Here is a 25,388-nt window from a genome sequence, read left to right on the forward strand (position 1 = left end):
TATTTTTCGTAGAAAAAAATCAATAAGGGCAAAGCCTGTTATTAGAAACGATAATATTAAGTATGGGCGAAAGAATCTAAGCTATCGCGCCCCACGCAAAGTATCGCCCCCGATCAGGCTTTGCATGAGTTATTTCTAGCTAACGAGCAATTCAGCATTGCCATCTGAGTAACCCCCAATCAAATATCATGCAAAAAGTATATCAGAGAACTTCACATGTATCAATTGAAAAGGGTTTACATGGATGTTCTTTTAATCCGTTGCTTTTGATTGTAATATCTGATCATTCACGAATCCTTGTAAGAAGAAAAGTTCATTGTCATTTGCTGTTCGATCGTTGGCTGCTTCAAATCGCTTGATTGCTTCCTCTAAGGATGTGGATTTCACAGCATAATTGGCCGAGATGAGCTCTCTCCAATACGTATCCATCTCCTCCAAGTCACAGATCGACTCATGGCCAAGCAAAAAATGAACGGCATCATATTGCTGAATGTCCTTAATCATAGGCAATAACTTGTCTTGCTTAATATGATATAGCGAATTTGTAGTTGTATTGTAAGCACTGTCGCCCAGAAAAATGACCTTTTCATCCGGAATATATACAATGGTTGAATCATCTGTATGCGTACTTCGAATGGTTCCAAGTACACAAACTTTATTGCCCAAGTCCAGATGGAGTGACTTTTCAAAAATGATATCCGGGGGACATAACTGAAATGTGTCTCTCTCTGGTATTTCATTTTGTATCGTTTCCATGCAATGTGAAGTCATCTTTTTGGAATCCACATACTCCTGAAGAGAGCGGTCATCATAAGAATAGTTCCGCCAATCATTCATCTTTTGGCTAGTTAGACTATTCATAATAATCGTAGCACCATATTCATTCATTCCTAAAAAATGATCCCAATGGGCATGAGTGATGACCACATATTTAACGGGCGGAACGTTTAACTTCTCTATCTCATGTAAGAAATCCCTGGCATGTTGAACCGAATTTCCAGCGTCAACGACAAGGCTGTAATTATCACCGCAAACTAACCCCAATGTCGGTCTTTCTTTATCATTTTGGTTAGATAGATAATAGATGGTTTCGCTTAATTGATTTAGCATGTTCATTCTCCTCTATAATAAATTCTTGATCCATAAGAGAGAAAATCTGCATGCTTATTTAAATCAACATTTAGATTTTCTCATTTTAATTGTTTACCAATGGAATCACCTCCTTTGTTTTTCATATGAACTAAATGTTCCTCATCTCACCAGGTGCTCTTTTGATTTTATAAGTTCGGCTTTTTTCTATGAGCTGTTAGCTGTTCAAAGGCAAATGCAATACGAATCAACACTGATTCACTAAAGGCTTTACCTGCAAATGTGATTCCAAATGGCCTACCACTTTCCTTATATCCCGCAGGTACAGCGATCGATGGATACCCGGCTCTTGCACAAAGATCAGCACCAACATAAGAGGGAAAAACAATGGCGTCCAGTCCAAATTTATGTAAAGCATAATCTATGCCATTATTTTGCGAATGATATAAATCTGTTATTAACTCTAAGATGTAATTCGAATTATTCAATGGATTACTCAACTGTTCTCTATATTCAAGATGGTTTTGCCCATATTTTAATGCCCTTTCTGCATTTTGCTTGTTCCATTCGATTAATTCACTGAGGGTATGCACAGGTAAATGCGATGGAAGACTCTGCAGATAATGTTCAACGTTATACTTAAATTCATTATTCAACTTGTTCCACTCCCACTTCCGGTCAAACGATGGGATGTCTATATCTTCAATAATATTAGCCCCAGCTTCTTTGATCTGAATTACAGCGTTCTCAAATAGAACTTCATCATATTCTTCGTTATCACGATATCGTGTAAGGGGGGCTTTTCTGAAGATGCCTATGTTTGCATTTTTCAACCCATTAAGGTCTAAACATGTTATATAGTCTATTGTAGAATAGGGATTTTTCCAGGTAGCCGGGTCATCCTCGTCTTTTCCTGAAAGTATCCCTAGCAGAATTGCTGCATCTGTTACAGTCCTCGCCATTGGACCAGCAGTATCTTGCGAGTGTGAGAACGGTATTATTCCACCACGACTTGTTAAACCCACAGTTGGCTTGATACCAACAATAGAGTTCTGAATGGATGGACTTAATATGGAACCAGATGTTTCCGTTCCTACGGAAACCATCGTAAAGTTAGCTGCAACTGCAGCAGCGGAACCCGTGCTTGAACCCCCTGGGAAAAAATCGCCATAAGGATTCAAAACTTGTCCACCTCTAGCGCTGTATCCTGCCCACATATCCGAAGACATGCCATTTGCCCATTCTGTCATATTAGTTTTCCCAAGTATAATTGCCCCAGCTTCCCTCAGTTTGCTAACAAGAAAAGAATCCTTAGAACTAATATGGGTTTCCAAAGCCAGTGCTCCAGCAGTTGTATGCATTCTGTCGTTGGTTTCTATGTTATCTTTCAACAGAACCGGAATCCCGTGTAGAAGTCCTCTGGGTCCCACTGATTTCCTTTCAGCATCCAAGGCCTCTGCAATAAAAATCGCATCCGGGTTGATTTCCAGCACGGAATTGATCTTTGGCCCATTTTGGTCATATTGTGCAATACGATATAAGTAATACAGAACCAGGTCTCTTGAGCAAAGCTCTCCCTTTTCCAGGGCAGCCTGTATTTCAAAAATCGTGTTTTCTTCAACATTAACATGGCTCAGTTCAGATAAATTCCCCATACCCTCACCTCTTCTTTGTGCCTCAACTTATCATCACAACCGCTTTTTCATCGCTATTCAGTAGGCTTCACGATACCATTTTCGCAGTTGATTAATGTGGGCTTGATGATAACGACTATGGTCAGCGATATGCCATATGCCCCAGCGTATGGTCGCTTGCTTCTCATTCTCATGTCCAAAAGTGACAATCCTCGTTAGATCATCATCCGTTAATTGTGTACACGCGTCCTTCAACATGGTTAGGACACCTTCATATGTCGACATAAGTGTATTCAAAGATATTCCTTGAACCATCGGAAGTCTGCCATTTTCATCAATCATAGGGCCATGTTGCTCTCTTAAAATTTGAGGAAGTGGTAGTCCCTTTATTCGATAAGCCCAATTCAGATCGACGTAGGTGATATGTTTTATTAATTGAGCGGCACTATTGAAGTTGTTATTAGGTCCTTTATAATCTATTTCTTCCTGCGACATACCGTCTGTAATTCGTTGGAGTCGTTGGCTGTTTTCTGTAACCGCAGAATATAACAACCCAACAACAGGAGACATATTGGCTTCGCCTTTTAAATCATAAAGCACCCTAAAACCTCCTCGATGTTGTCTTCATTGTTCTTCCCTTAGAATCTCCTTGATTTCTCTTAATTCTTGCAATATTTCTTTGGTGTACTGATTACTCTTGGAATTATCCATTCCAATTTTCACAACAAAGATTCCAAGAAACAAAGACACTACCAACATTAATATAGTCTCCAATAATAAACTTCCTTTCTTCAAGAAACAAAAACCCGAGAGATTAAGAACCAGCGATGCTGCCCGATTCAAAAGATCCACTCGGGTTGGTAGTTGATTAATTTAACCGTGACTACTCATGTTCAGGTACATACATCGTTTGTATCTCTTGAACGCCAGGAACAAATCCAAGATTAAAATAAACTGATTCGGCATCATTGCCTTCCATAACATATAACCTTAGAACTGTATACTTGTCTTTAAGTTCAGTCAGGGCTCTTTGCAGCATGAGTGTAGCAAGTCCTTTTCCTCTGTAAGCGGGGTTGACTCCGATGCTATATACTGCTGCTTGATTATCCTGCAAACATAGGCGACAGTTGGCTACGAGCTGTCCAGTAACCTTATCATATACAAGTGTAGAAGCTTGAGTTAGGTTCTCATTGGTAAAATAGATTTCTTCGTTCGGGATAAAGTCTTCAAGGGATGTTTTCTTTCTGCGTAAGGCTTCAAAACCTCCTACAAAGCTGTCAAAGTCACACTGAGCGATTTCATCTTCATTAATGTATTGCTTAGCACCAATTTCATTCTCGATAATTTCGGGGCTCTTAACTATAAAATCATGATCCCAACGCACATTGAAATGATCTGTCGGTCGCTGCATCCAGCGACATCTGAACTCATCTGGCCAGAATCCAGCCCTCGTAAATAACTGTACTTGATCGGGGAGAATTTCATATATCTTGATACGTTGAGTTGGATCTGACCATTTTATAAGTATTCTTTTAAGAAGCTTTAGTACCTCAAATGAATCATTGAATGGGGGAATAAAGAATAGATGATATAACGAATTGGGTGCCATCCTTACCCCACCGATTTTTGATTCTCCTTTATAAATCCAAAAAGAGTTATTCCGTGAAACATTGAAACCTTCTTCTCTGAAAAATCCAATATAGGCCATATTATAATAGACAGAACAATACAGTCCCCATTCTTCGGGCTCAGCCTTTTGAATGGAATATTCATTTGATAAATTATAAGAATGAAGTTCCTCAGACCAATTATTTAATTCCATGCGTCATTCCTCCTCATCAATGCTTACTACCTCTAAAATATTTAAGGTGTGTGTTATCTAAACATTTCTAGTCCTCTCCTTAAATAACATGTCCTTTACTATTTACTTGATCAATTCCATCATTAATCTTATTTTTCAGCAGCTTATGAAATTTATTTTTTTCCTTCTTTAAATGCTCCTCTAGGAAAGCAGAGATGTACTTATTTATTGTGGAATGCTTGTGTTGTATCCCATCTTCGTTGTAATGTATCGGGATATCGCTAAAAGTCATATGATGAGTACCGTTTAATTTAATAAATGAACTATTCAGATCACTCGAGTTAAATAAAGACTCATACCCACTCAGTAACAAAGGTAATAAGTCTGGAGAGATTTCATTTTCCAGTTCTTCAAACGAGCATTTCTCTTGCCGAGCTACCAATAACGGAACAGATACCTCCTCTTCCATACTCGTCGTCATTAAATGGAAACTAGGATCTAATAGAATACTAGCCTTAATTCTCTTTTCTCTTTTTAGCAATTCATAAGCAGCAGCCCCACCTAGTGAATGACCAATGATCCCCATTTCATTCACATCGACTATGCCCCTAAGATCCTTATCTGAATCCAAGACCTCAGCTACATTTTCCAAAACCCAACTGATATCTTCAACTCTAAGCTTCAATAATTGTTTCCAAGAATGAATATCTAAACTTTCTATTTCGGATACCTCATTAGATTGCTTGACAAAACGACCGTCAGGAAAAATTGAAAATATAGATTCATGAGTGGCTCCTATAGTAATAACAACAAATCCGCACTCCACTAAATGTTCTACACAAAAGGAATACATATCTCTAACTACACCAAAAGCCGGAGCTACAAAAATAATGGGACAGGTTTTAGCAGTAATATCAACACTCTCATCATTATGTATTTTTGAGTCCAGATTACATATATAATCCTTATCCACTCCCATACTAGAGAGCATTTCAACAGCGGAAGAGATATTAGGTTCAAATAACGAAATATACTTCGACTCATGCTCCACTGGATTGGAAGGATAGTATATACTAATGAGCACTTCTCTGAGTTCTTTACTTATGGGATCAATACGAGATTCATCCTTTAAAACACAAACTTTTCTTCCAACAGTCATTGCATTCACCCTTATATATTTTTTTCTCATTACAACGGGGCTTGTTGAGAAATTCCGATTACTCTTATTGGATCTTCTTTCTCATATACAAAGCTATTTCTTCGTTTTGGCTATGATTATTTGAATATAGTGATACATCAATTCCTTCAATTTGATAACCACATTGCTTGTAAAAATGAATGGCTGGAACGTTCGTATTCTGGGTTTCTAACGTGATCGCTCTGAAGCCTTGTTCGTGGGCAATCTCATTCACTTTATTGATCAACAGTTTTCCATATCCTTTTCTTTTGTATTTTTCATTCACCTGAAGATGCCATATCATCAACGTATTATTCCAAGTTTGTGGTTCAGAAATTGCGAGCGCTATGATTTCCCCACCTATATATATTCCATATGAAAATCCCAGTCGTGTGATTTCTTCATATCGTTCCAAATCATCTGTACTGTTCATTTCTTCTTTTTCGTAGATGTCATCCAAATTTATTAACGTTAAATGCATACTAAAGGAACCTTGTGTCTCCTTTTTGGTAAGCTCATATTTTTGAGTGGATTTATAACCAAAGTTTCCAAGTTGAAGCCAATCTTCATTGGATAGATTCTCTATTTTTTTGATCTCCATTACATCACCCCAGCATTAAAATACTTTGCGACTTACTTATAACGTAGTTTCATTCTTGCTATTATCTCTTCTTTCGACCTTAATTTCCATATTCCTGCATCCTTACTTATTGTTTCCTATCTACTACATCATGCACTGTCAAAGAAATAATAATAATCCCGACAGGATAACCTGGCGGGATTTCGTTTGAGTAGATATCGAAAGACATTTTTAGTTGTTACGTGGCAACCACTTGGTTCATCTCTTCACTTGCCATAAAATCAGAACGACTCACGTAATACAAATCATAGATTTGTTCCGTATTGTTTATCAACTTATACACTTCGTGGTGAATATCAATGGCTAATTTGACATAAGGCAATTTTCCAACCGCTTTCTTGGATCGAATGTTTTGTTTTCGAATTTTAAGAAAGACTGTTTCAATTTCATGTTGAAGAAACAACTCAGCGAAAAAGGCTTCCTTTGCTCGTTGATTGTAACCTTTTCCGAAAAAAGGGGCTCCAATCCATGTTGCAAGAAAACCTGTCTTATGTTCCATGTGATATAAATCAATGGTTCCGATAGGATGTCCCAGCTCATTAAGGATCGTTCTGGAAATACATGTGTTTTGCTCTTCTTCATCGATCACCTGTTTGGTTGCAAATAAGTATTCTTCATAAGATCGGCACTTATGACGAACGTATGGAAAAACAGCGGGGTCCATCATCAAATCATGCAGTGAGTGGCATTCGTGTAAGTCTCGTTTTTTCAACATTTAAACAACCACCTAGTCCTTTTAGTTCGCTGAGTCAAACAAACTAAGTATATAAAAGGACGTGTGGAATTTAATGAATTCTGCATCGCTTTTATGTAAAATTCGTCATAGAAATGTTTTCCAGATTACATGCATAAACATATCTTTTTTTTTGCCATATAGCTTAAAGAAATTAACATGCCAACTAAGGACAGAATCCGCTTGCTGCTTGATCGTTTCAGGTTTTACATTCAAATCCATCTACCCAACTGAATTTGTCATTCGATCATGGATTCAGCGATATTCAGTACCCATTCTTGCGACATATCGCTTCCTACGATCTCATATTGCAATGCCTTACCACCCGCATCTTCTTCGATCCAGATCAATTGTCTGTTCTCAGCATTCGAAATATAATACGCCTCATGGCCACACACATCCAGTTTCTCGATTTTGAATGATTCCGTATCCGGTACATTAATTCGGCTCTTGGTAGTGCCAAAAACGTGAAGCATAAACACTCCCCGATCCGATTGATATGTGATATTGATGCCTGTAATAACATGATTAGGCTTTAAATCTCTTATCACGACATTGCTTCCGGTCCTTTCGCTTTCTTCAATCATTTCATTTATTTCTTGGTCGGACAGGTTATCGAAGCCGTGAAATACTTTAATATCTTGCACAACCGAGCACGTTGGAAAACGGGGTTGCCAAGGGTGTAGCTTTTCTCTCAAGGCGCCAAAATCCCCCTCCCAATCTCTGGCTGCATAACTCGTTTGTTGAGAAAATTTGTTGTCCTCGGCGTTAGAGATATAAATGCCTTTTCCATCACCTGGCTTCAGATCCATAATAATTTGATGTACCATGCCCTCATCTTCACTAGTCTGAAACTGAATTTTCCCAATTACATCTCCACTCTTGTTTTTAATATCCATGCCTTCAACTCCTCTTTTCAAAGTGTTTTTTGCAAGGAACTTGGTCATACCACTCAGTACGATGCTTGTTTCATTCATTTATTCTCGATTACCAGGCCAACTCCTTTCGTTGATCAAAAACAAATTCGCTAACAGCATTTCATGCCCATGGATAAAATTCTTGGTTCGAGGAAACATTAATCATACTACTTATCCTTGGGAGTGATGTTATGCTGTATTTTATCAGCTTTGTGCTCATGTTTGCTGGCTTAGCCTGTATCAACGTTATTTTTTCATATCAAAGCAAGCATATCGACCCTCAATTCTGGTCTACGTTTAAATTCCATCTTTGGATGCTGCCTTTATTTCTCGCTGCTAATCTGAGTGTGGGATACGGGATCAAGTTTGGTATGAAAGCAGTCAGCCAACTGGGCTATGTTCTGGTCATTGCCAAATGCATAGAAGTGCTCATCTCAATATGGATGGGATATTGGTTTATGAAGGAAGTACCTTCTTGGAAAACGTGGATTGGTCTTGTGGTCATCATCATCGGTGTTGTAATGGTTAAGCAGAAGTAGGAGTCTTCCTCCGATATATCATCACTGCACCTCTCTCGTTAAATTAAAAAACGAACCGATATACAATTTCATCATCATATACGTCTCCGGTCTCTGAAAAACCCATTTTTTGATAAAGTTTTCTGGCAACTTCATTCTCTGCACATACAGTTAAATTCAAACACTTGCTATGGACATAGTTCTCTTTTATATATCTAATTACCGAATCTATCGTTGCTTTCCCATATCCCCTACCTTGATAAATTGCATCGATCATAAAACCATTCAACCAATAGGACCAAGCTGTTGTTTCATCGACTGTGATCATGACAAAACCCACTAAGCTATCCTCTGCATTATATATGCAAAACGGCAGATACTTGTACTCATCCCCATCTGGACGAATGTGAACCTTCGCTAGGGACACAGCTACTGATGGAACATAATGATTCTGATTGGCTTGAACTTGTAAGTTTAATGCATCTTTCCAGTTCTCTCTTGTAGTAGGTATTAATCTGATCACAATAATATCACTCGTTCCGTTTCACTTTTTTATTTTAATTAACTCCAGTCACCGAAATGTTTCTCAAGGAACCTTACTTCTTTCTCATAATGAGCCAAATGACCCTCTTCAACCATTTTGATAAAAGCTGTTTCTCCAGACGCTGCCCGATCAGATAGTGTGGTACACATGAAATGAATTCGAGAAATCACCCATTCCTTCAGATCTGTCGGCACATCCATACCATAAGCGTTAAAAAATAACGCTATACGTCTTTTTCGCTCAGATGCATGATCCTGTTTATTATATGGAACGACTTCTCTTTCATCTTTCCCCGGTGAAAAACCTGCTAATGGGACAGAGGTATACAAGCTGTAAACGATATCCCATAGACGCGGACCAGGCCCTGCCATATCAAAATCAATGATTCCTACAGGAAACCGATCTTTAAAAACAACGTTATACAATGCAAAATCGTTATGGCAGACTACTTCTTCCTTTGTAGATACCTTTGGGCAGTTATTTAAAGAAACCGTAGTTGTAACAAATTCCACTGTAGCATCATGATAGCTCTTTAAAAGTTTCGCTACTTTGTGTAAGGTCTCATCAGACCACATATAACTTTCAATCTCAGGATAGTCATTTCCCGGGACCACACCATCCAGGTAAGAAAGGATTTCTCTGCCCTGCTCATCTACTCCTAAATATCTAGGGGAATGTGCATAGCCCACCTTTTCAAGGTGCTTAAGCAACTCATATATATATGGATTCGGTATAGCGTCACGCCGAACTGTGCTACCTACTTTTACAACCTTATTCACATTGCCTCCGTTTAGGGCTTCTTCGTACTCAGGCAAAAGGAACCCCTCCTAAGATCGGTTTTGTGTGTACCTATTTGTTTTATCCTTTCTGGAATTCCCCGGGAAACCAGCAACCAATAACACAAATCCGACGAAAAATAAGAAATATACGAGAAAACCCGTGAAACCATTATCACTTGCTGGGATTATCTCGCGTGTTTTCCCACCTGAAGCGTATCCCGCTTCCACTATGGCTATGGATATTCTCACGGAAATTCTATCTAAGGTTGAAATAAAAATACTGCTTATCATGAGAACCGCACCAAGGATTTTATTTGTATTGTTCATGAGCCACCTCCTATTTCAATCTGGTTCTTATCTTTCAGTCCATGCTGTTCGGATATATCCCAATTTCATGCCAACATGCTCCATATTTCGATGGCTTTGAGATAAAAATGAACATTGCCCTACCACCACATTACATTCCTTATTCATGGCTTCCGTTATTCTTTTATTCAAAAGCTGCTGATGTACACCCTGATTTCTAAACTCAGGTAACGTTGCTGCAAAGGTTAAGGATGCCTTTTGATTTTTAAAAAACAGAACACTTACCGCAGCAGGGATGGCATTGACATATGCGATGTAAAATTTCCAACCTGGACGATGATAAAGAACCTGATTATTCCGGGCGACATAAGGGATACCGTCATCCGACAAACCGGTTCCCCTGCAATGAATGGTCGCGTATAGCTCGAATTGATCCTCTTCAAGTTCTTGAATTTGGATATGATCTGAGTGATTCTTTTTTTCTTCCGGTTTGATGATAAGCGATGAATGAAATCCCGATGCATACATGCCTATGTCTGTTAAACGTTTCAAGAAGTTCTGATCCACCACAGATGGTATGACTTCGAACTGAATCTTCCGATCTCGCTGTCTATAAAAATCAATGATAGCATCCAGGTGTTCCAGATCATTATTCGTTAAACCCTTCACCGTATTAAACGTGGGCCATGGCATGGTCTTACTGTAGAAACAGATGGCATTTCCAAATTGTTGAATCTCAATTCCTTCCGGATTAGAGTCCCGACCCTGTATAGCAAGCATCCGATCTGTCATATAATCGATTTCCGAGATTTCAATTTCTTTAATCAAATCTAAGGATGGAATCAGTGTATTCATATTATCCCCTCCAATAAAAGTACGGGAACTTCGTTTTAATTCCCATCAAAATACTTCATTACATGGCCTATACTTTACAATGGTTAGATGCTCCCACTCGTTATACAGCTGCTCTTTAGTGAGTATCTTCCACGGGTTGAACATCGTTTGCCCATCTTTATTGAAATATAGTTCTTCTCCCAGATGATATGCTGCATGTTGAATGATCCCATTCTCATCTGTCCATATAACAATGTCCTCTTGATGTAGTTCGTCAGTTAATAACTCCTCATAATGATACTGTTTTAATTTCTCAAGAAACGTTTTTTGATGTACCCATTCATAGATAAACCATTTCTGTTTCCCTTTGGAGATTGCAAACAAAACTGCTGCGAGGCAATTTGCTCCTTGGGAAGTAGCAAACGAATTGGCATATGGTTTTAGAAAACCAGGTAGCGACTCCGGTTGCTTCTCACATTCCCCTTTATCCCACCATTCATAAACCAATGTCGTAAGTATCTGTTCTTTACATGATTTGTTCAGCTTTTCCCACATGAAGCGCTGAAGGATAACGTGCCCATCCATCAAATAGCTTGCAGGTATTTCTGCCAAATCATCTACAAATGAAACAGGGAAAACAAGCCCTCTTCCACTTTGCACTTGTGCTTTTAATAAAAATCGTTTCTGTTCCTCAGGAATGGTTTCTATCCATTCTTTTTCAGCAATGATTACATAATCAACGTTCTTTATATTCCAATACTCATAACCATTCACATAATTCACTTGCCTATAAGTGCTGTGGTTATAGAACTCCTCTTTTGGCATTAAGAGTACATCGGTAAAGTCAAATTCATAATCAAGATGTTCTTTTGATAGGAAAAACAAATCTTTTTCCGGTACATAACAATCCATCCACGAAAGTAAAACTTTTTTACCCGGTTTAATTTTCAATATGTATTCCTCCACGTCGGGTTTGAAATTTATTCTTTCACCTTATTTCTCACTACTCCGTAGTAAATCAGATCTTCATACCGGTCTTCTTTCTTGACATGATCCATCAGTACTCCTTCTTGTATCATGCCAATTTTCTGTATAACTTGTCCGGACGCCGGGTTAGAAGCAAAGTGTCGCGCGTATACCTTATGATACTTTTTTACATCAAAAGCGAAGTCTAACATGGCTTTAGCTGCTTCCGTTGCATAACCTTTTCCCCAAAACGGCTGACCTATCCAATAAGATAACTCACCGTTATCGTAACGTTGTTGATTAGATAATGCTATTGCCCCGTATAAATCACCTGTTTCCCTATCACAAATAGCAAATTCATATAATTTATCTGCATTGAAATTTTCCTTATGGTGCTCTATCCAAGACACTGCACATTCTAATGTATATGGGTAAGGTAATGTGAGTGTGCTCTTATAAATGTAGTAGTCATTACATAGTCTGGTAACGGTTTCAGCATCTGCTTCCGTAAATAATCTTAACAGCAACCTCTCTGTGGTCATCGTTTTATTGCGATCGTCGTACACCATGCTATCCCCACCTTTTTTATTAAAATGGATCATTGCACCTTCAAAATGACAGATTTCTACTTATTTCAATTTCATTTTATATATTACTTCACCATCCTGATTTCCCATTTTCTGATTAATAAATCCGATCTTCTCATATAATATTCTTGCAAGAGCATTATTTTTTTCTACGGTTAGTGAGATGATTTGGCATTGTGGATGTTTGTTCTGGATACAATCAAGTATCGTATAAAGTGACTGACTCCCTAATCCTTTTCCTTGATAGTCCTTATCTATTTGAAATCCTCCAATCCAATAATTATCCGTACTTGCTGGTGTGTAGGATAAATAGAAAAAATTGGTTCTATAGTAATTGGGTTCATTCAAATATCCCTTTCGTTTGCCGAATTATATTTCGTTGGAGTAGATTAATGAGTTACTTGAGATCATATTGTTCAGCTATGATTTCAACGGTATCGATTACGTTATATTTTTTAAAATCATTTAAAATAGTCTGTGGTAAATAGTCATATAACTCTGATCGGGTTGCCCACATATATTCGCTATGTTCTTCTGAAAGTATCACTTGATCATCTATTGCTCTGCACAAATATGTCAGTAATACGATCTGTCTATGCGGATCCGTAAAAAAAGTAGTAGCAAATAGTAACTTCTCAACACTCACATTAATTCCTGCTTCTTCTTTCACTTCACGAGCCAAAGCTTCCTCTAATTCTTCTCCAAAATCGATCTTTCCACCAACGGTTTCCCAGCTTCCCGCCGAAACTTCATCTGCACCAGAACGTTTTAATATCAGTACCCTACCTTTATTTTCAATGACTCCCTTAACCACAACAACAATGTTGTTTTTCAAGATACTTTCACCCATATGCCACAAAACTTAATAAGTTCAATATCAATGCCAGTTTCTTCCCTCACCTCTCGAATAGCAGCTTGTGTGATGGTCTCGCCTTCTTCCACACAGCCTTGAGGCATTTCCCAGCCTCTTCGTCCCTTCATAAGTAAGATTTCATCGTTCTCATTAAGGACAATCACACTTGCAGACACAATAAATTTCATTTTAAGTCCTCCTTCTCAAGATTTAGATTTCATCGCCCCATATCTAATCCATATTTAAATTCCCTCTAGATCATCATCCAATATCTTTGTGTTTTATAGTTTCTTTTGTAGCAACACTTCTTCCGTTCTTGTATAGTTTGATTTTTCGTATGTCTTTATAGCCATTTCATTTCTTTGGCCTGTCAGGATCTTTATACTGGTAACACTTCTTTCTCTAAGTTCCTCCTCTATAAAAGCAATTAGCAACGTAGCTAATCCTCTTCTCCGGGCAACTTCGGTAATGTACATTTCTGAGATTTCTCCCTGGAGTCCACGATAACAAAAAGATTTAAAATATTGAGCACAAGCAAATCCAACTGCCTGATCCTCAATCACAGCTAGAGCAATCAACTCATTAGATAACGCAAGGCTCTCTTTTACGTCTTCCATGGTTGTACCTACTCCATTAAAAGCATCATTGAGCTTTAGTAGCTCCTCTGCATCATTTTCGTTCGCCCATCGTACATAAATGTTTTCTTCTTTCATCACGTGACCTCCAATAATAACAGTGAACAGGAATTAATGATTCGGATAGGTTTCTTTCAAAAACCTGATAGATTGGTTGATCAACGCTTGTAAAACATCTAAATTGATATCTGCAACTTTATTGACGTATACACATGCTTTTCCTGTCGTATGTTTTCCAAAGTCTTTTAATAGATTCTCTCGCTCGGCATCACCTGTCGCAAAATACAAACTGATTTTTGCTTTTCGAGGAGAAAAGCCCACCAGGGGTGCATCACCTTCATGACCAGATTCATATTTATAATGATAGGAGCCGAATCCAATAATACTGGGTCCCCACATCTTTGCTTTATACCCTGTTGTTTCAGTGAAAATATCCAATAGTTGGTACGCGTCTTCACGTTTTTTTGGACTATCAACACTTTCAATAAATTCAATGACGCTGTTGTCTGTTTCTTTTGTTTTAAGTTTGTACATTGATGAATCCTCCTTCATATCTTTCGTAGTTGTAACACGTTAAACAGACTTAATATCAGACCAACTATCAGAAACAATATCCATTGTTCGTAACTAGTGATTAGAATCAGTTCCCAAAAGCTTGCAGGCCCGGAGTTTGGTTCATCACTGTAGGGATAGTCAAAAATAGCTGGTATTACTCCAAGGGCTATAAAAATTATTCCGATGATCAAAGAAAGAAAATTAACAGCTCTCTTCAAAGTCATCACGCCCTCAAATAATCAGGAAGTCTTATCATGAAGCGTTCACTATTTCTATTAAATTGATATTGTTCATATAATTCATGTGCATCTAATGTTCCGAGTAACCCCATTAAATCTTTAAAGCGCTCCGATTGTGTAATCACTTCAATCAGTTTCTTACCAAGTCCCTGGCCCCTATATTCCTCATGAATAAAAACATCACAAAGCCAATACATTGTCGCATCATCTGTGACAATCCTTGCAAAACCAACTTGAATTTCTTCTTTATAAATCCCAAAACATATTGAAGAATGGATAGACTTTTCAATTTTTTCATCGGATCTCTTATTGGCCCAATAGCTTCTATATAAAAAACCCTTTACCGCATGGATGTCCATAAGTTCTTTGTTATCACTGATAAGGTATTCTCCATATATAAAATCCATCAATCCAGCTCCTCTCAAAATCCTTGATGATTCAGGTAATACTTAATTCCAGCACGATCAACATCGGAAAAATCTAATGGGCTCTCCATAAATAATTTATTTAATTTCTTAATATTAATCCATTGAATATCTACTGTTTCGTCACCTGCTTCTAACAAATCTCCAGTTGCCATACATCTAAAATAATATCCAACAGAATCAATTGGTCCCTTAATAGTTTGATAAGCAGCGAATGGTTTAAGACACTCCACTTCAAATTCAGGATTTATTCCAGTTGTATCAACTCTTGTTTCAGTTCCTTCAATTTCATAAACATCTAACCCAGTTTCTTCTTTAACCTCTCGTACCAGAGCTTGGAGCAACGATTCAAAGGGTTCAATTCTACCTCCAGGAAGTTCAAACTGAAAAGAAGAGTCCATCTTTGTTCTTTTTTGTATGACAATCTCCGTTGCTTCGTTACCAGATCTTTCAATGATAGCTCTTGAATTAACATAGAACATGCGACCAGTCCTTTATTAGTTTCAAATTTTCTTTATAACTCAAGGGACGTCCTCAGCTGTTCATCGGTTTTAATTTTTTAACCTAGAGTGTTTGAACTTTTTTAATTACCTAAATCATGCGTTTTTCATAAATCACAATTGTCATTTTGTCGTTAATTTGTTTCGTATCCCCCTTCTGCCTATATCCTAATTTTTCATAAAGGTAACAATTCCGCTGCTCTTCTGAGATTGTAGCCAACTCCCATATTGTTGCATCGCTATATCTAGCTTCAATCATTGAAAATACTTTTTGTGCAATCCCTCTCCCTTGGTAATCGGGTAAAATAAATACGGGGCTTACTCGATAGATTTTATTCTCCTTTTTTACTATTCGAATGGCTCCCACAGGAATATTTGTTTCTCTTATTAGGTAATAATCTGTATAGCTTTGATTTATTCGATCTTCTATTTGTTCTACCGTTTGATTTGCTGGGCTTGTTTCATAGTCTTTATATTTATTTAATAGAGGCATGAATGCTTTTATTTGCATTTCGTGAATGATTGAAGCTTCTTTAAGACCTGCTTTGGATAATGAGATTTCCATTTCATATCATCCTCCGTTATTAAAGCTAATTTAATGTTTTGCTTCTATGTTAGTTCCCAACATTACACGTATAATATGCGATTTCGTTCTTCTTGAATGCATTCTAAATCTCTAACTTCATTTGTATAGTTATTATTTTTTGTTCATCTAAATTCGTTCTTTGACTGAGGAAAAGAACTTATACTTTTTAAGTCTTCATTCATTAGAGATCTATAAGAATAGATAGGTGCCATCTCCTTTTTTTGGGTTAGACGGTTTAGAATTCAATATAAAATGGTTGCAAATCTGGCCTTAAACAATATTCAATTCGCTGTTTAAAATTCTTCCAAGTCACCTTATTTAATGCTTCTTCTATTGGAAAATACCCTGTTTCTAGGCTTTCACTAGTTACTAGGGGTTCTCCCCCAATCGGTCTTGCTAAAAATAATGTATTCACGATTGAACCCTTCACATTCTGGAATATTCCACAAAATCGAATAATCTCTATATCAATCCCCGATTCTTCTTTTGTCTCCCTGACTGCCGCATCTTGTATGGATTCTCCTTCTTCCACTTGCCCTCCAGGCATTTCCCATCCTCTTCTAGGTCCCCGAATTAGCAAAATTTCATTGTTTTCATTCATCACAATCGCTGCCGCTGAAACGATATGCTTAGGTGGATTCATAGATATATCTAGTCCTCTCTTGGGATATTAGTTTTAAAATAATTTTAAATCGTCCTGCACAAGTGTAAAAACGATGTTATGTAAAGGGGTGCCTCATCCACGAATCATCCTACAAAGTTGGTTTCCAATGTCCATTCCAATCTTTTTAGCCATTCATTTTTCACTTCTTCATTTGTGTACTTTATCCGATCTAAAACATTAATTACTCTTGAAACTGAGTATACCTTCACTAATTCATTTGTAATCTTAAGATCTGAAAATTTACTATACGCATTAATAAAAATCTCAGACAACTCACGAGAGAAGTTTGGATAATGTAAATGTACAAACCATATTACCCATGCGACATCTTGCATTGGATTCCCCCAGCCTGCCCACTCCCAATCAATAATAGATATTAATTTATTAGATAAAATTGCATTATGCGGTCCATAATCTCCATGGATTAAGGTTTTTTCCCCTATAACTGATCCATTAAGTATCTGTTTTACTTGTTCCTTTTGATTATTCGGTACATAGTTAAGATCATCAATATCAATATTTATTAGTTCTATGATTGGCAGGTCAGGGTCACCATCTCTCCATTTTAATGAGTGAATATCTTTTGCAAGATGAATTCCAAGCAACTCGTAGATTTCCTTAGCTCTATGAATGTCTCCATCATCAAGAAATCTCTGGCTGTTAATTCCGTGCACATAGTCCATAATAATGTACTGTGAACCGTTATCTTCAAAAAAATCATGAATCTTTGGAGACACACCTGAATTATTCAATAGGGTTAAACAGTTAATTTCTGTTATCGCATCACGATTACGAGCATTGAAAATCTTTGCTACGACCAGGGGATCTGATCCCTCAAGTAAAATACTGCTGTTGGTGTAACCTCCGGTAAGCTCAGTCAGTGTACTATATTGAAATTTATGTAATAAGATGTCATGCACCATCAAATTCAGCCTACTTTCTTTATTCTTAGAATAACGACTGTCGGGAAATGTTTTAAAGCGTTTGCATTTTTCTCATTGGATCTTCGATTTCACAACACTTTACTTATTCTTCATCAATATAATTAATTTAAAACATTATTTAAATATTTCTCTATAGGTTGTGACGAATCAATACGCAAACATTGAATATCATTAGGTCTCTTACTTTCATTAACATTATTTTCAAACTCTTCTTCAGATGTGCCCGAAATCTGACTTATCATCCGTTCTCGATTTTGTAATCTTTTACTTATTTCCTGATAGTCATTTAGGTAACATTCAACGTACTTATATTTAGCATTATACTTCTTACTTAATGATGAACCTCTTTCAATCATCTCGGAATAAAAGCATGGACTGTCGAATATTACGTCATAACTTTGGGAGAGATAAAACTCTATCAGCGCCCAATCAATATTATATGAAGTCATACCTAGAACTTTTAATTCTAAATTACTATCCCCAATAGATTTTAATATGGAAGACTTGGAGATATCATGATCAATAATTATGGCACTCGTTATTTTAGCTATCCGTCTTGAAAGAGTCGACTTACCGGAACCAGGAAATCCCGACATTTGAAGAAAAAACATTTATGAAACCACCTTTCCCTTGGAGATTTCCAATTCATATTTAACTTGCGTTTTGCTGTGCCCTTCTATGGTTTCGATCATCTCTTCTATTTCTTTAAAACCACTTTTCTCATAAAATGCCCTTCCTATATGATTCTCTTTTCCTACCCAGGCAAACAGTTTATTTATTGGCTTTAAAATTTGAGTGAATCTCTGAATAAACTCTTTACCTATTCCCATTTTGTGATATTCTGGCCGTATATAGATTCTTAGTAATTCATATTCTTCTTCTTTGACTTGTCTTGTTTGAGCATAGCCAACGATTCTGCCATTAAATTCTGCTATTAAAAAACTCCGTTTGGCACTTTGAAGATCTCTAGCGACAGATCGACTTAAATTCTCATCTGAATATGCTCTACTTAGAAAATTTTGTATGTAGCCTTCGGAGTATATGTCTTTATAAGTATAATTCCATGTTTCTTGAGCTATAGATTGAATATGTGGGATATCCTCATTTGAAACAAATCTGATTGTAATCATCTGGTTATCCTTCTTTCGTTAGCTATTAATGAACTTTATAATCACTCTTGAGAAATGCATAAATGGCATTATCAACAAATCGATTCTTCCAATAATAATTCCCCTTCAATATGCCTTCTTCTCTGAAGCCGATTTTCTCAAGAACCTTTCTTGATCCCACATTTTCCGGTTCTACAAATGCTTCAATTCGGTTTAAGCCAAGCGTATTAAAGCCATATTCAATTACCTTTTCAACAACCTCGGTCATAAAACCTTGATGCCAATATTCTGGTGTTAGTTCATATCCAAAGACAGCTTTATAATGATTTTTCATCCAGCCATGAAAGCCACATGTTCCGATTACTTTGTTTTCAGACTTCAAAGTGATTCCCCAACGAATGGCTTGACCTGTTTCAAATCTTTCACTCCATCTTTGAATTAATTCCTCTGCTTGTTTAATGGTTGTAAAACTCTCCACATCATAATACTTCGTAACGTCATCCAATGAAAAAAATTGAAATAGTTCTGTGGAATCATTCTCTGTTAATTCTCTTAATACAAGTCTTTTTGTTTCTAACTTGGGAAACTGAAACATTTTAGTTCTCCTTAATGGTTTAAGTAGTTTCACTCAGCGTCTCTTGGATTCAAATAAAAATAAATCCATAGAAACCAGGCACCTATCCTGTCCTTATCAGGAAATTATATTCACTATGTGCTAACCATATTATTACATATATGAAGTAAATCAAGCAAAAAAAAGCAGATGTTCTCTCATCTGCCCTGAAATATGGAGAAAGCCGTGCAAATGATATAAAATTTCCTCCATGCACTTGATCTTAATTTTCCTCGACTGCCAATCTCCAGTCGTTACATCGTATGGTAGTTCCAATAGGGTATTCAAAATCACACTCACCAATATACGAAAAGCCCAGTTTGCGACAAATGGCATTCGAAGCGGGATTCTTGGTTTTAGGAAAAGCGTGAATGAATTTAGGTGTCTTCTTTTCAGAACGGATAGAAGCTATGGCCTTCGCTGTTGCTTCTGTCGCTATTCCTCTACCTTGATATTCCGATAAAACACTCCAACCTATCTCGTAAATAGATTCTTCTTTCCACGTCTGATCCCAATATCCTACACTACCCACGACTTCAAGATGCGGAAGCAAGAGAATCTTAAACATTTTCCCTGTTCCATTTTGTGCGATTTCATAATAGCGCTTATGGCGAGCTAGGATTTTCTCCTCAGTCTCTGGTCCTCCGAAGTGTACTGTCATCTCAGGCGAATTTAATCGGCGAAGCAAATCTAGATCTCCTTCATCCCATAGTTCAATTCTTAGCTCTGGCGCATTCCTTTGTTCCATCTCACTCACCTCACTGTTTTTATTTGTAACCAAAATTAGAGGAAGAGATTTACTATTCTCAATTCAATTATATCAGAACATACATTCTTATCCAGTAAAATTTATCAATATCATTTAAGCCAAGTTCACGGTTTATATATCTTCTATGTACTTACAGACCAAATCCCCAAATGTTTTGATATCCTCAAGATAGTCGTACCCTAATGGGTTTTGTCCAATCTGATTATACATTCTTACCGCTACAGTTTTACACTTAGGAATGACAAGACAGGCACATCCAGTGGCGCCAAGAGACTGAAAAGAACCGTGTGGAAGTTTATCACCTAATTCTGTATTAGAGCGCGGTTCATCTTGCACAAACCAAAAAAAACCGTTTCTCGGCAATTGTTGTTCCAGATCAGGAGGACTAATAATAGTGGTTGTTTGCTCAAATATTTCTTTAGGAAGTATCTGCTTCCCGTTTATAGCTCCCTTATTCAAATGCAGATAACCCCAATATGCCAATTCCTTTGTGCTCATAAATAAGTTGGCTTGGTTACCTTGATCATCCTTATATAGTTCATTAATCCACACTAATTTTTCATTATTTTCCTTCCTCCATCCTGTTTGACTAAAGCCACTAGGTGAGAATAAACGCTCTTCGAGTAATTGTGATAAAGGCATTTTATAAACTTTCCGAATAATCTCAATTAGCAGATTAACACCAATATTATTGTACTTCCAGTCAGTTCCTTGAAGAAATAATCTATTATGCAGATTACCTAAACCATGAGTGTGGGTTAACAAATGTCGTATGGTTATATGGCTTAATGCTTCCCTATCTAACTCATTCAAGTAGTCCACAACAAGATCATCTATACTTCTGACTTTACCTTCATATAATGCAAGACTAATAGCAAATCCTAAGAATGTTTTTCGAACTGAAGCAACATTAAATTGTGATTCCTCATCAACGAATCGACTATGTTTAGAATTGCCATGTACTCCTGAGTACCATTCATTCACGATACGATCATTATGAATAATATATGTGGCAGCAGCAGTAGCAGATATTTTATTCTTTACCTGTGAGACATAATCATTTAGTTCAAAGAATGCTTTATTATTTGATATTTTTAGGTTAAGCAATGAAAGGTGCACCTTCTTCACTATGGTTTATTTAGAATACGTTCTCGTATAAATGAAGTCCATCACCAATTGAAGATTCGAAAGAAAGAGCTCGTTGCGGTTATCAGGTGCGAATGTATCCTAAGCTGCCTCGTCTAATTCACTTCTTAACTTCTTCAAATTAGCTTATCAAAAATCTAGTATTGTTTAATATCTCTTCAATTACTTCGTCTACCTGATCAACAGAATATTCTTGGGTATTTAATATATGTCTCTCTTCTTTTAATACTTCTCTAAATTCATTCAATAGGATCACGCTTCGTTCTCCCATTTGTATCGATGGTTCTCTTAACTGATCTCTTCTTATAATTGTTTCTTGATCGACCATAAATACAACATAAATGATCCTTACATTCATACTCTCCAGTTCACTAGCTAACCAGTAAGCTTCCGACGGAAACGTCACATAATCTATAACAACATCGTAATTAAATTCTAGTAGATTCTTCACTAAACTTAATATATTTATCCAAGTCAGCTTATGAGTTTCTCGACAGATCCAAGGCTTTTCCCTCCCGTTTACAGGTAGATGACTAATATCATCACCAGATATATATGAACTGCGATCCAAATGTTCAACAAGTTTCTTTGATGTAGTAGATTTCCCTACACCGGCGGGACCCGAAATGATATAAACCGATCTTGACATACTGTACCCTCCTCGAATTACTCAATAATAGTCTTTAAATCTCTCTATCCACCAATCTTTCTTCCATAAATACTCAAGTTTAATTGGCATGACTATAAATTGTTCATTTACTTCAATAGGTGCTTTTAAACCTGTATATACTAAATCAACATCTAACCTAAATGGATTTATTTTTCTTCCGACTTGACTTTCGAATTCTTGTACAAAAGCTAAAAGATCGGGTTGAGCTTCCCAATAATGCATTGCAATTTGACCGCCAGCAGGCATATTCCACCATTTAATGAATGACGGCCACATATTAATCAGGACGGCCTTTAAGTCTCCCTCTCTAATCATTGAAAAATCAGGAGGATCGATAATTAAATTTTGGTGTTTTCCTTTTCTCCGCTCCCCCTTTTTATAGATGCTCTCATTCCATAGCTCCTTCCATTGCTCTTTAAATTTTTCATTACTTTGCTCAACATTTAAAGATTTACTATTAGGCCAGGCTGCGTCATCGAATCCATCTGTTAATAATCCATGTGCACTAGCCACATACATTATAAAATTCAAGTCATATTCTCCTGAAATACAAATAGTCCAAGAATTGTTCATTTTAATTCAATCCTTTCAAGCAGAATTAAAACTCACTATTTAAACACATCCGTACTGGCTTAAGGCAGTTCTGAGTCGTCAGAGTCAACTTCCCTTATTGTTAATTGAATGACAAGGGGCATAAGCACCGCTGTAAAAAGTTTAATCTCAGATATGTCATATGCCTTCTCTAAAAAGTACTTAACGTTCTCCATTCATTGGCTTTCAATCCATAGATTATTCTATCTAGAAACCTTCCATTGATATACTCGTAATCTCTGAGTTCACCTTCACGTTTAAACCCTAATTTCTCAGGAATTGCACGGCTCTTTATATTGATTGTAGCTGCTCCTATTTCAATTTTATTTAATTTCAGTTCGTCAAAAGCATGATTTATTAGTACTTTAATAGATTTAGTAATTAATCCCTTACCCTCATATTCTTTACCTAGCCAATATCCGATTTCAGTTTTTTTGTTCTCTTGATCTAGATATAAGTAACCTATAGAACCCACAAGTTTGTCCTCACTCCATATTCCTAACCAGTAACCCTCTTCCTTGGCATATCTTATCCGTGTTCTTTCTATAAAGGTTTTTGAATCATCCGCTTCTACAGTAATACTAGGAAACTTCAGCCACTCACCTATATGATCCCTATTACTGTTAATCAAATTATATAATTGTTCTGCATCTTTAATTTCCAATAGCGATAAATAAGAAGAATCATCCATTTCGTATTTAAACATTGTCGCATTCTCCTTTAATTCTTATAATGCATTACAATTTGCTTTGTCCGTTTAAATCCTGACAATTCGTAAAAACCATCCAAATCCTCTGTACAAAACAAACTAATAACATCAATATCTTTCAGTTCATCTAAAAGTCTTTTGACCATTAGTTCTCCTATTCCTTTATTTCTGTACGTACTTAATACAACAACATCTTCTACATAAGCCCGATATATTCCGTCTGAAATAGACCTACAGAATTAATATATCATCTTTCCAAGCTCCTACTGCAACACCGCTAACAAGTAGCTGTAATATTCCATTCTCATCTCGGTTAGGCCACCAACCAGCATCTTGATAAAGACCCATTAGTTCAGATTGTAGAATCGGTTTCTCTGTATGTAATTTTAACGTTACCATGAATACCTCCATAGATAATATTTTTTTTGGATCTATTAGTAATTTCAAAGTTTTCTTGCTTTGATAACGAAGGTTACAGGAAACATTTTCGCTCTTTCTACAAGATCATTATGTTCATCATGCAGTTGGATTATTTCCTGATCGGTTTCTTCAATCATTTGTTCAATAACAAACCCTGCTTTAGCTAACGCATTTATATAGGTTGATAGTTTACGATCAGACAAAGTTAGCTCGCCTTGAACAAAATCAGGAGCGACCGAATACCAAGATTCATCAAAATAAGACTTGTTAAAAACCAATCTATTATTTTCATCAACAACACATTTGTGAATTGGATGAGACCAACTGAAAATAAATATGCCATCTTTTTTTAAATATGAAGCGATCCGACAAAAGGTACCTTCAAGATCGGTTGTCCAGCCTATGGCGTAAACCGAATAAACAAAATCAAAATAATCTACGGGGAGGTCACATTCTTCTTCCATGGGAGAACAGATCAATCTTGCTGATCCCAATCATTCACTGTATTTTATGAACCTTCACCGACTTAAAGGCCAAATGGCTCGATGCCTCAACATGGTATTATCTGATAAGACGTTGCGAAGGGAACTAAAAGAAGCTATATAATCCATCTTCAAAGTAGTTATACTCTTCATCCGTTATTTTTAACTTGCCATATGCGTTAAAAAATATTTCTTTATCTCTATCATTATCGAAAGCATTATATTTTGGTCTAATTGCCAATGCTACATCATATCTTGGATCCCCGTATGTAGCTCCTGACCAATCGATAACTCCAACTATATTGCCTTCATTAACTAATACATTATCTATTGTAAAATCTCCATGAATCAAACTGTTATCTATTGGTTTAGGTCTTACTTCTTTCAATCGTTTAAGTAATTCTTCTGTTCCGTCTACTGCAAAGTGAGTCAGATTAAATTCTGCTTTATTTAGCATTGTATCTAACCAAGGTTTATCATTCGTCAATAATTCAACAGGGCAAGAACATTCATGTATTTTCTTTAAACAAAGTCCAAAGTTAAAAATAGCTTTTTCTTTATTTTTGTGATTGGGCTCTTTAGATAGAAATTCTCTCAAACTTATTCCATCAATATAATCCATTAAAAGCCATCTCGCTTTATTCTCTACATGATATGAATATGCTCGCGGAACTGGTAGTCCCGTATGATAAAGATATTGAAGCACCTTGTATTCTTCTGACAACCATTCATTATAGAGATCGTTTTCTGTCTTTTTAATCACGTACTTTTTATCGGGCGTATCCAAAATAGCCACGATAGAAGTATGACCTTGCCTGGGAAAAGTAATTTTCTGAACTTTTCCGATTTGTTCTATTATTTCAATTGGGAGGTCCTGAATATTCATACGTTCATCCTTTCTCACAATTCTGTCTCTTTAGATAACGTTCCCTACGAACCCGAGAGGCTCAAGA

At 36.7% G+C, this 25,388-nt stretch carries 33 protein-coding genes and 3 pseudogenes; 1 reads left to right on the top strand and 35 read right to left on the bottom strand.

Features of this window, described 5'->3' with window-relative positions; translation table 11 throughout:
- Positions 1 to 252: 252 nt before the first annotated feature.
- From DC345_RS07015 to DC345_RS07050, 8 genes are all read right to left on the bottom strand, one after another.
- On the bottom strand, positions 253 to 1,110 hold the full coding sequence (locus DC345_RS07015) for an MBL fold metallo-hydrolase (protein ID WP_113052497.1): 858 nt from the start codon (positions 1,108 to 1,110) through the stop codon (positions 253 to 255).
- A gap of 167 nt (positions 1,111 to 1,277) precedes the next feature.
- On the bottom strand, positions 1,278 to 2,744 hold the full coding sequence (locus tag DC345_RS07020) for an amidase family protein (protein WP_113052498.1): 1,467 nt from the start codon (positions 2,742 to 2,744) through the stop codon (positions 1,278 to 1,280).
- Between the two features lie 57 nt (positions 2,745 to 2,801).
- The gene (locus DC345_RS07025) at positions 2,802 to 3,323 is read right to left on the bottom strand and encodes a DinB family protein (RefSeq protein WP_113052499.1); all 522 of its coding nucleotides are present in this window, start codon (positions 3,321 to 3,323) and stop codon (positions 2,802 to 2,804) included.
- 283 nt (positions 3,324 to 3,606) lie between these two features.
- A complete protein-coding gene (locus DC345_RS07030) occupies positions 3,607 to 4,545 on the bottom strand; it encodes a GNAT family N-acetyltransferase (RefSeq protein ID WP_113052500.1) in 939 nt (312 codons plus the stop codon).
- A gap of 79 nt (positions 4,546 to 4,624) precedes the next feature.
- A complete protein-coding gene (locus DC345_RS07035; protein WP_113052501.1) occupies positions 4,625 to 5,713 on the bottom strand; it encodes an alpha/beta hydrolase in 1,089 nt (362 codons plus the stop codon).
- Positions 5,714 to 5,747: 34 nt separating this feature from the next.
- Complete coding sequence (locus DC345_RS07040) at positions 5,748 to 6,302, bottom strand: GNAT family N-acetyltransferase (RefSeq protein ID WP_113052502.1); 555 nt, start codon at positions 6,300 to 6,302, stop codon at positions 5,748 to 5,750.
- A gap of 217 nt (positions 6,303 to 6,519) precedes the next feature.
- Complete coding sequence (locus tag DC345_RS07045; protein ID WP_113052503.1) at positions 6,520 to 7,056, bottom strand: GNAT family N-acetyltransferase; 537 nt, start codon at positions 7,054 to 7,056, stop codon at positions 6,520 to 6,522.
- Between the two features lie 257 nt (positions 7,057 to 7,313).
- Complete coding sequence (locus tag DC345_RS07050; RefSeq protein ID WP_181586518.1) at positions 7,314 to 7,973, bottom strand: DUF4367 domain-containing protein; 660 nt, start codon at positions 7,971 to 7,973, stop codon at positions 7,314 to 7,316.
- A 209-nt stretch (positions 7,974 to 8,182) separates the two neighbouring features.
- Here DC345_RS07050 and DC345_RS07055 point away from each other — a divergent pair, with 209 nt between their 5' ends.
- A complete protein-coding gene (locus tag DC345_RS07055) occupies positions 8,183 to 8,530 on the top strand; it encodes a hypothetical protein (protein ID WP_113052505.1) in 348 nt (115 codons plus the stop codon).
- Positions 8,531 to 8,573: 43 nt separating this feature from the next.
- Here DC345_RS07055 and DC345_RS07060 read toward each other — a convergent pair whose 3' ends face one another.
- The 27 genes and pseudogenes from DC345_RS07060 to DC345_RS07195 all read right to left on the bottom strand — a co-directional run bounded on the left by DC345_RS07060 (position 8,574) and on the right by DC345_RS07195 (position 25,339).
- Positions 8,574 to 9,032 carry a GNAT family N-acetyltransferase gene (locus tag DC345_RS07060; RefSeq protein WP_309304317.1) on the bottom strand — a complete coding sequence of 153 codons (459 nt, stop codon included), beginning with the start codon at positions 9,030 to 9,032 and terminating at the stop codon, positions 8,574 to 8,576.
- A gap of 38 nt (positions 9,033 to 9,070) precedes the next feature.
- Positions 9,071 to 9,868 (bottom strand): aminoglycoside phosphotransferase family protein, encoded by a 798-nt coding sequence (locus DC345_RS07065; protein WP_113052507.1) that lies wholly within the window; start codon positions 9,866 to 9,868, stop codon positions 9,071 to 9,073.
- Positions 9,869 to 9,880: 12 nt separating this feature from the next.
- A complete protein-coding gene (locus DC345_RS07070) occupies positions 9,881 to 10,159 on the bottom strand; it encodes a hypothetical protein (RefSeq protein WP_113052508.1) in 279 nt (92 codons plus the stop codon).
- A gap of 27 nt (positions 10,160 to 10,186) precedes the next feature.
- A complete protein-coding gene (locus tag DC345_RS07075) occupies positions 10,187 to 10,993 on the bottom strand; it encodes a GNAT family N-acetyltransferase (protein WP_113052509.1) in 807 nt (268 codons plus the stop codon).
- Positions 10,994 to 11,038: 45 nt separating this feature from the next.
- Positions 11,039 to 11,923: a hypothetical protein gene (locus DC345_RS07080; RefSeq protein WP_113052510.1), complete on the bottom strand. Its 885-nt coding sequence runs from the start codon at positions 11,921 to 11,923 to the stop codon at positions 11,039 to 11,041.
- Between the two features lie 29 nt (positions 11,924 to 11,952).
- Entirely contained in the window at positions 11,953 to 12,507 is a 555-nt protein-coding gene (locus DC345_RS07085) for a GNAT family N-acetyltransferase (protein WP_113052511.1), read from the bottom strand.
- A 60-nt stretch (positions 12,508 to 12,567) separates the two neighbouring features.
- Complete coding sequence (locus DC345_RS07090) at positions 12,568 to 12,873, bottom strand: GNAT family N-acetyltransferase (RefSeq protein WP_113052512.1); 306 nt, start codon at positions 12,871 to 12,873, stop codon at positions 12,568 to 12,570.
- Positions 12,874 to 12,922: 49 nt separating this feature from the next.
- On the bottom strand, positions 12,923 to 13,360 hold the full coding sequence (locus DC345_RS07095; protein WP_113052513.1) for an NUDIX hydrolase: 438 nt from the start codon (positions 13,358 to 13,360) through the stop codon (positions 12,923 to 12,925).
- Positions 13,360 to 13,566: pseudogene (locus DC345_RS07100) on the bottom strand (NUDIX hydrolase); the annotation flags it as partial. The gene DC345_RS07095 and the pseudogene DC345_RS07100, both read right to left, overlap by 1 nt.
- A gap of 93 nt (positions 13,567 to 13,659) precedes the next feature.
- Positions 13,660 to 14,091 (bottom strand): GNAT family N-acetyltransferase, encoded by a 432-nt coding sequence (locus tag DC345_RS07105; protein ID WP_113052515.1) that lies wholly within the window; start codon positions 14,089 to 14,091, stop codon positions 13,660 to 13,662.
- A gap of 33 nt (positions 14,092 to 14,124) precedes the next feature.
- Positions 14,125 to 14,547 carry a DUF1801 domain-containing protein gene (locus tag DC345_RS07110; RefSeq protein ID WP_113052516.1) on the bottom strand — a complete coding sequence of 141 codons (423 nt, stop codon included), beginning with the start codon at positions 14,545 to 14,547 and terminating at the stop codon, positions 14,125 to 14,127.
- A 244-nt stretch (positions 14,548 to 14,791) separates the two neighbouring features.
- Positions 14,792 to 15,214 (bottom strand): GNAT family N-acetyltransferase, encoded by a 423-nt coding sequence (locus DC345_RS07120; protein ID WP_113052518.1) that lies wholly within the window; start codon positions 15,212 to 15,214, stop codon positions 14,792 to 14,794.
- Between the two features lie 14 nt (positions 15,215 to 15,228).
- The gene (locus DC345_RS07125; RefSeq protein ID WP_113052519.1) at positions 15,229 to 15,714 is read right to left on the bottom strand and encodes an NUDIX hydrolase; all 486 of its coding nucleotides are present in this window, start codon (positions 15,712 to 15,714) and stop codon (positions 15,229 to 15,231) included.
- Between the two features lie 109 nt (positions 15,715 to 15,823).
- Positions 15,824 to 16,297: a GNAT family N-acetyltransferase gene (locus DC345_RS07130; protein ID WP_113052520.1), complete on the bottom strand. Its 474-nt coding sequence runs from the start codon at positions 16,295 to 16,297 to the stop codon at positions 15,824 to 15,826.
- Positions 16,298 to 16,553: 256 nt separating this feature from the next.
- Positions 16,554 to 16,961: an NUDIX hydrolase gene (locus DC345_RS07135; protein ID WP_113052521.1), complete on the bottom strand. Its 408-nt coding sequence runs from the start codon at positions 16,959 to 16,961 to the stop codon at positions 16,554 to 16,556.
- Positions 16,962 to 17,065: 104 nt separating this feature from the next.
- Positions 17,066 to 17,905 carry an aminoglycoside phosphotransferase family protein gene (locus tag DC345_RS07140; protein WP_113052522.1) on the bottom strand — a complete coding sequence of 280 codons (840 nt, stop codon included), beginning with the start codon at positions 17,903 to 17,905 and terminating at the stop codon, positions 17,066 to 17,068.
- Positions 17,906 to 18,027: 122 nt separating this feature from the next.
- Positions 18,028 to 18,537 (bottom strand): P-loop nucleotide/nucleoside kinase family protein, encoded by a 510-nt coding sequence (locus DC345_RS07145; protein WP_113052523.1) that lies wholly within the window; start codon positions 18,535 to 18,537, stop codon positions 18,028 to 18,030.
- Positions 18,538 to 19,056: a GNAT family N-acetyltransferase gene (locus DC345_RS07150; protein ID WP_113052524.1), complete on the bottom strand. Its 519-nt coding sequence runs from the start codon at positions 19,054 to 19,056 to the stop codon at positions 18,538 to 18,540. It lies immediately after the preceding gene.
- Positions 19,057 to 19,081: 25 nt separating this feature from the next.
- Positions 19,082 to 19,630 carry a GNAT family N-acetyltransferase gene (locus DC345_RS07155; RefSeq protein WP_113052525.1) on the bottom strand — a complete coding sequence of 183 codons (549 nt, stop codon included), beginning with the start codon at positions 19,628 to 19,630 and terminating at the stop codon, positions 19,082 to 19,084.
- Positions 19,631 to 19,871: 241 nt separating this feature from the next.
- Positions 19,872 to 20,396 (bottom strand): GNAT family N-acetyltransferase, encoded by a 525-nt coding sequence (locus tag DC345_RS07160; protein WP_113052526.1) that lies wholly within the window; start codon positions 20,394 to 20,396, stop codon positions 19,872 to 19,874.
- Between the two features lie 132 nt (positions 20,397 to 20,528).
- Positions 20,529 to 21,524 (bottom strand): serine hydrolase domain-containing protein, encoded by a 996-nt coding sequence (locus DC345_RS07165; RefSeq protein ID WP_113052527.1) that lies wholly within the window; start codon positions 21,522 to 21,524, stop codon positions 20,529 to 20,531.
- A gap of 160 nt (positions 21,525 to 21,684) precedes the next feature.
- A complete protein-coding gene (locus DC345_RS07170) occupies positions 21,685 to 22,212 on the bottom strand; it encodes an AAA family ATPase (RefSeq protein ID WP_113052528.1) in 528 nt (175 codons plus the stop codon).
- Positions 22,213 to 22,233: 21 nt separating this feature from the next.
- Positions 22,234 to 22,806: a hypothetical protein gene (locus DC345_RS07175; RefSeq protein ID WP_146752112.1), complete on the bottom strand. Its 573-nt coding sequence runs from the start codon at positions 22,804 to 22,806 to the stop codon at positions 22,234 to 22,236.
- 169 nt (positions 22,807 to 22,975) lie between these two features.
- Complete coding sequence (locus DC345_RS07180) at positions 22,976 to 23,530, bottom strand: GNAT family N-acetyltransferase (RefSeq protein WP_113052530.1); 555 nt, start codon at positions 23,528 to 23,530, stop codon at positions 22,976 to 22,978.
- Between the two features lie 14 nt (positions 23,531 to 23,544).
- A pseudogene (locus DC345_RS07185) lies at positions 23,545 to 23,932 on the bottom strand (GNAT family N-acetyltransferase).
- Positions 23,933 to 23,976: 44 nt separating this feature from the next.
- Positions 23,977 to 24,441: pseudogene (locus DC345_RS07190) on the bottom strand (methyltransferase domain-containing protein); the annotation flags it as partial.
- Positions 24,442 to 24,541: 100 nt separating this feature from the next.
- On the bottom strand, positions 24,542 to 25,339 hold the full coding sequence (locus DC345_RS07195; protein WP_113052531.1) for a phosphotransferase family protein: 798 nt from the start codon (positions 25,337 to 25,339) through the stop codon (positions 24,542 to 24,544).
- Positions 25,340 to 25,388: the final 49 nt, after the last annotated feature.

It is taken from the genome of Paenibacillus taichungensis, from assembly GCF_003287275.1.
Taxonomy (GTDB): Bacteria; Bacillota; Bacilli; order Paenibacillales; family Paenibacillaceae; genus Paenibacillus; species Paenibacillus taichungensis_A.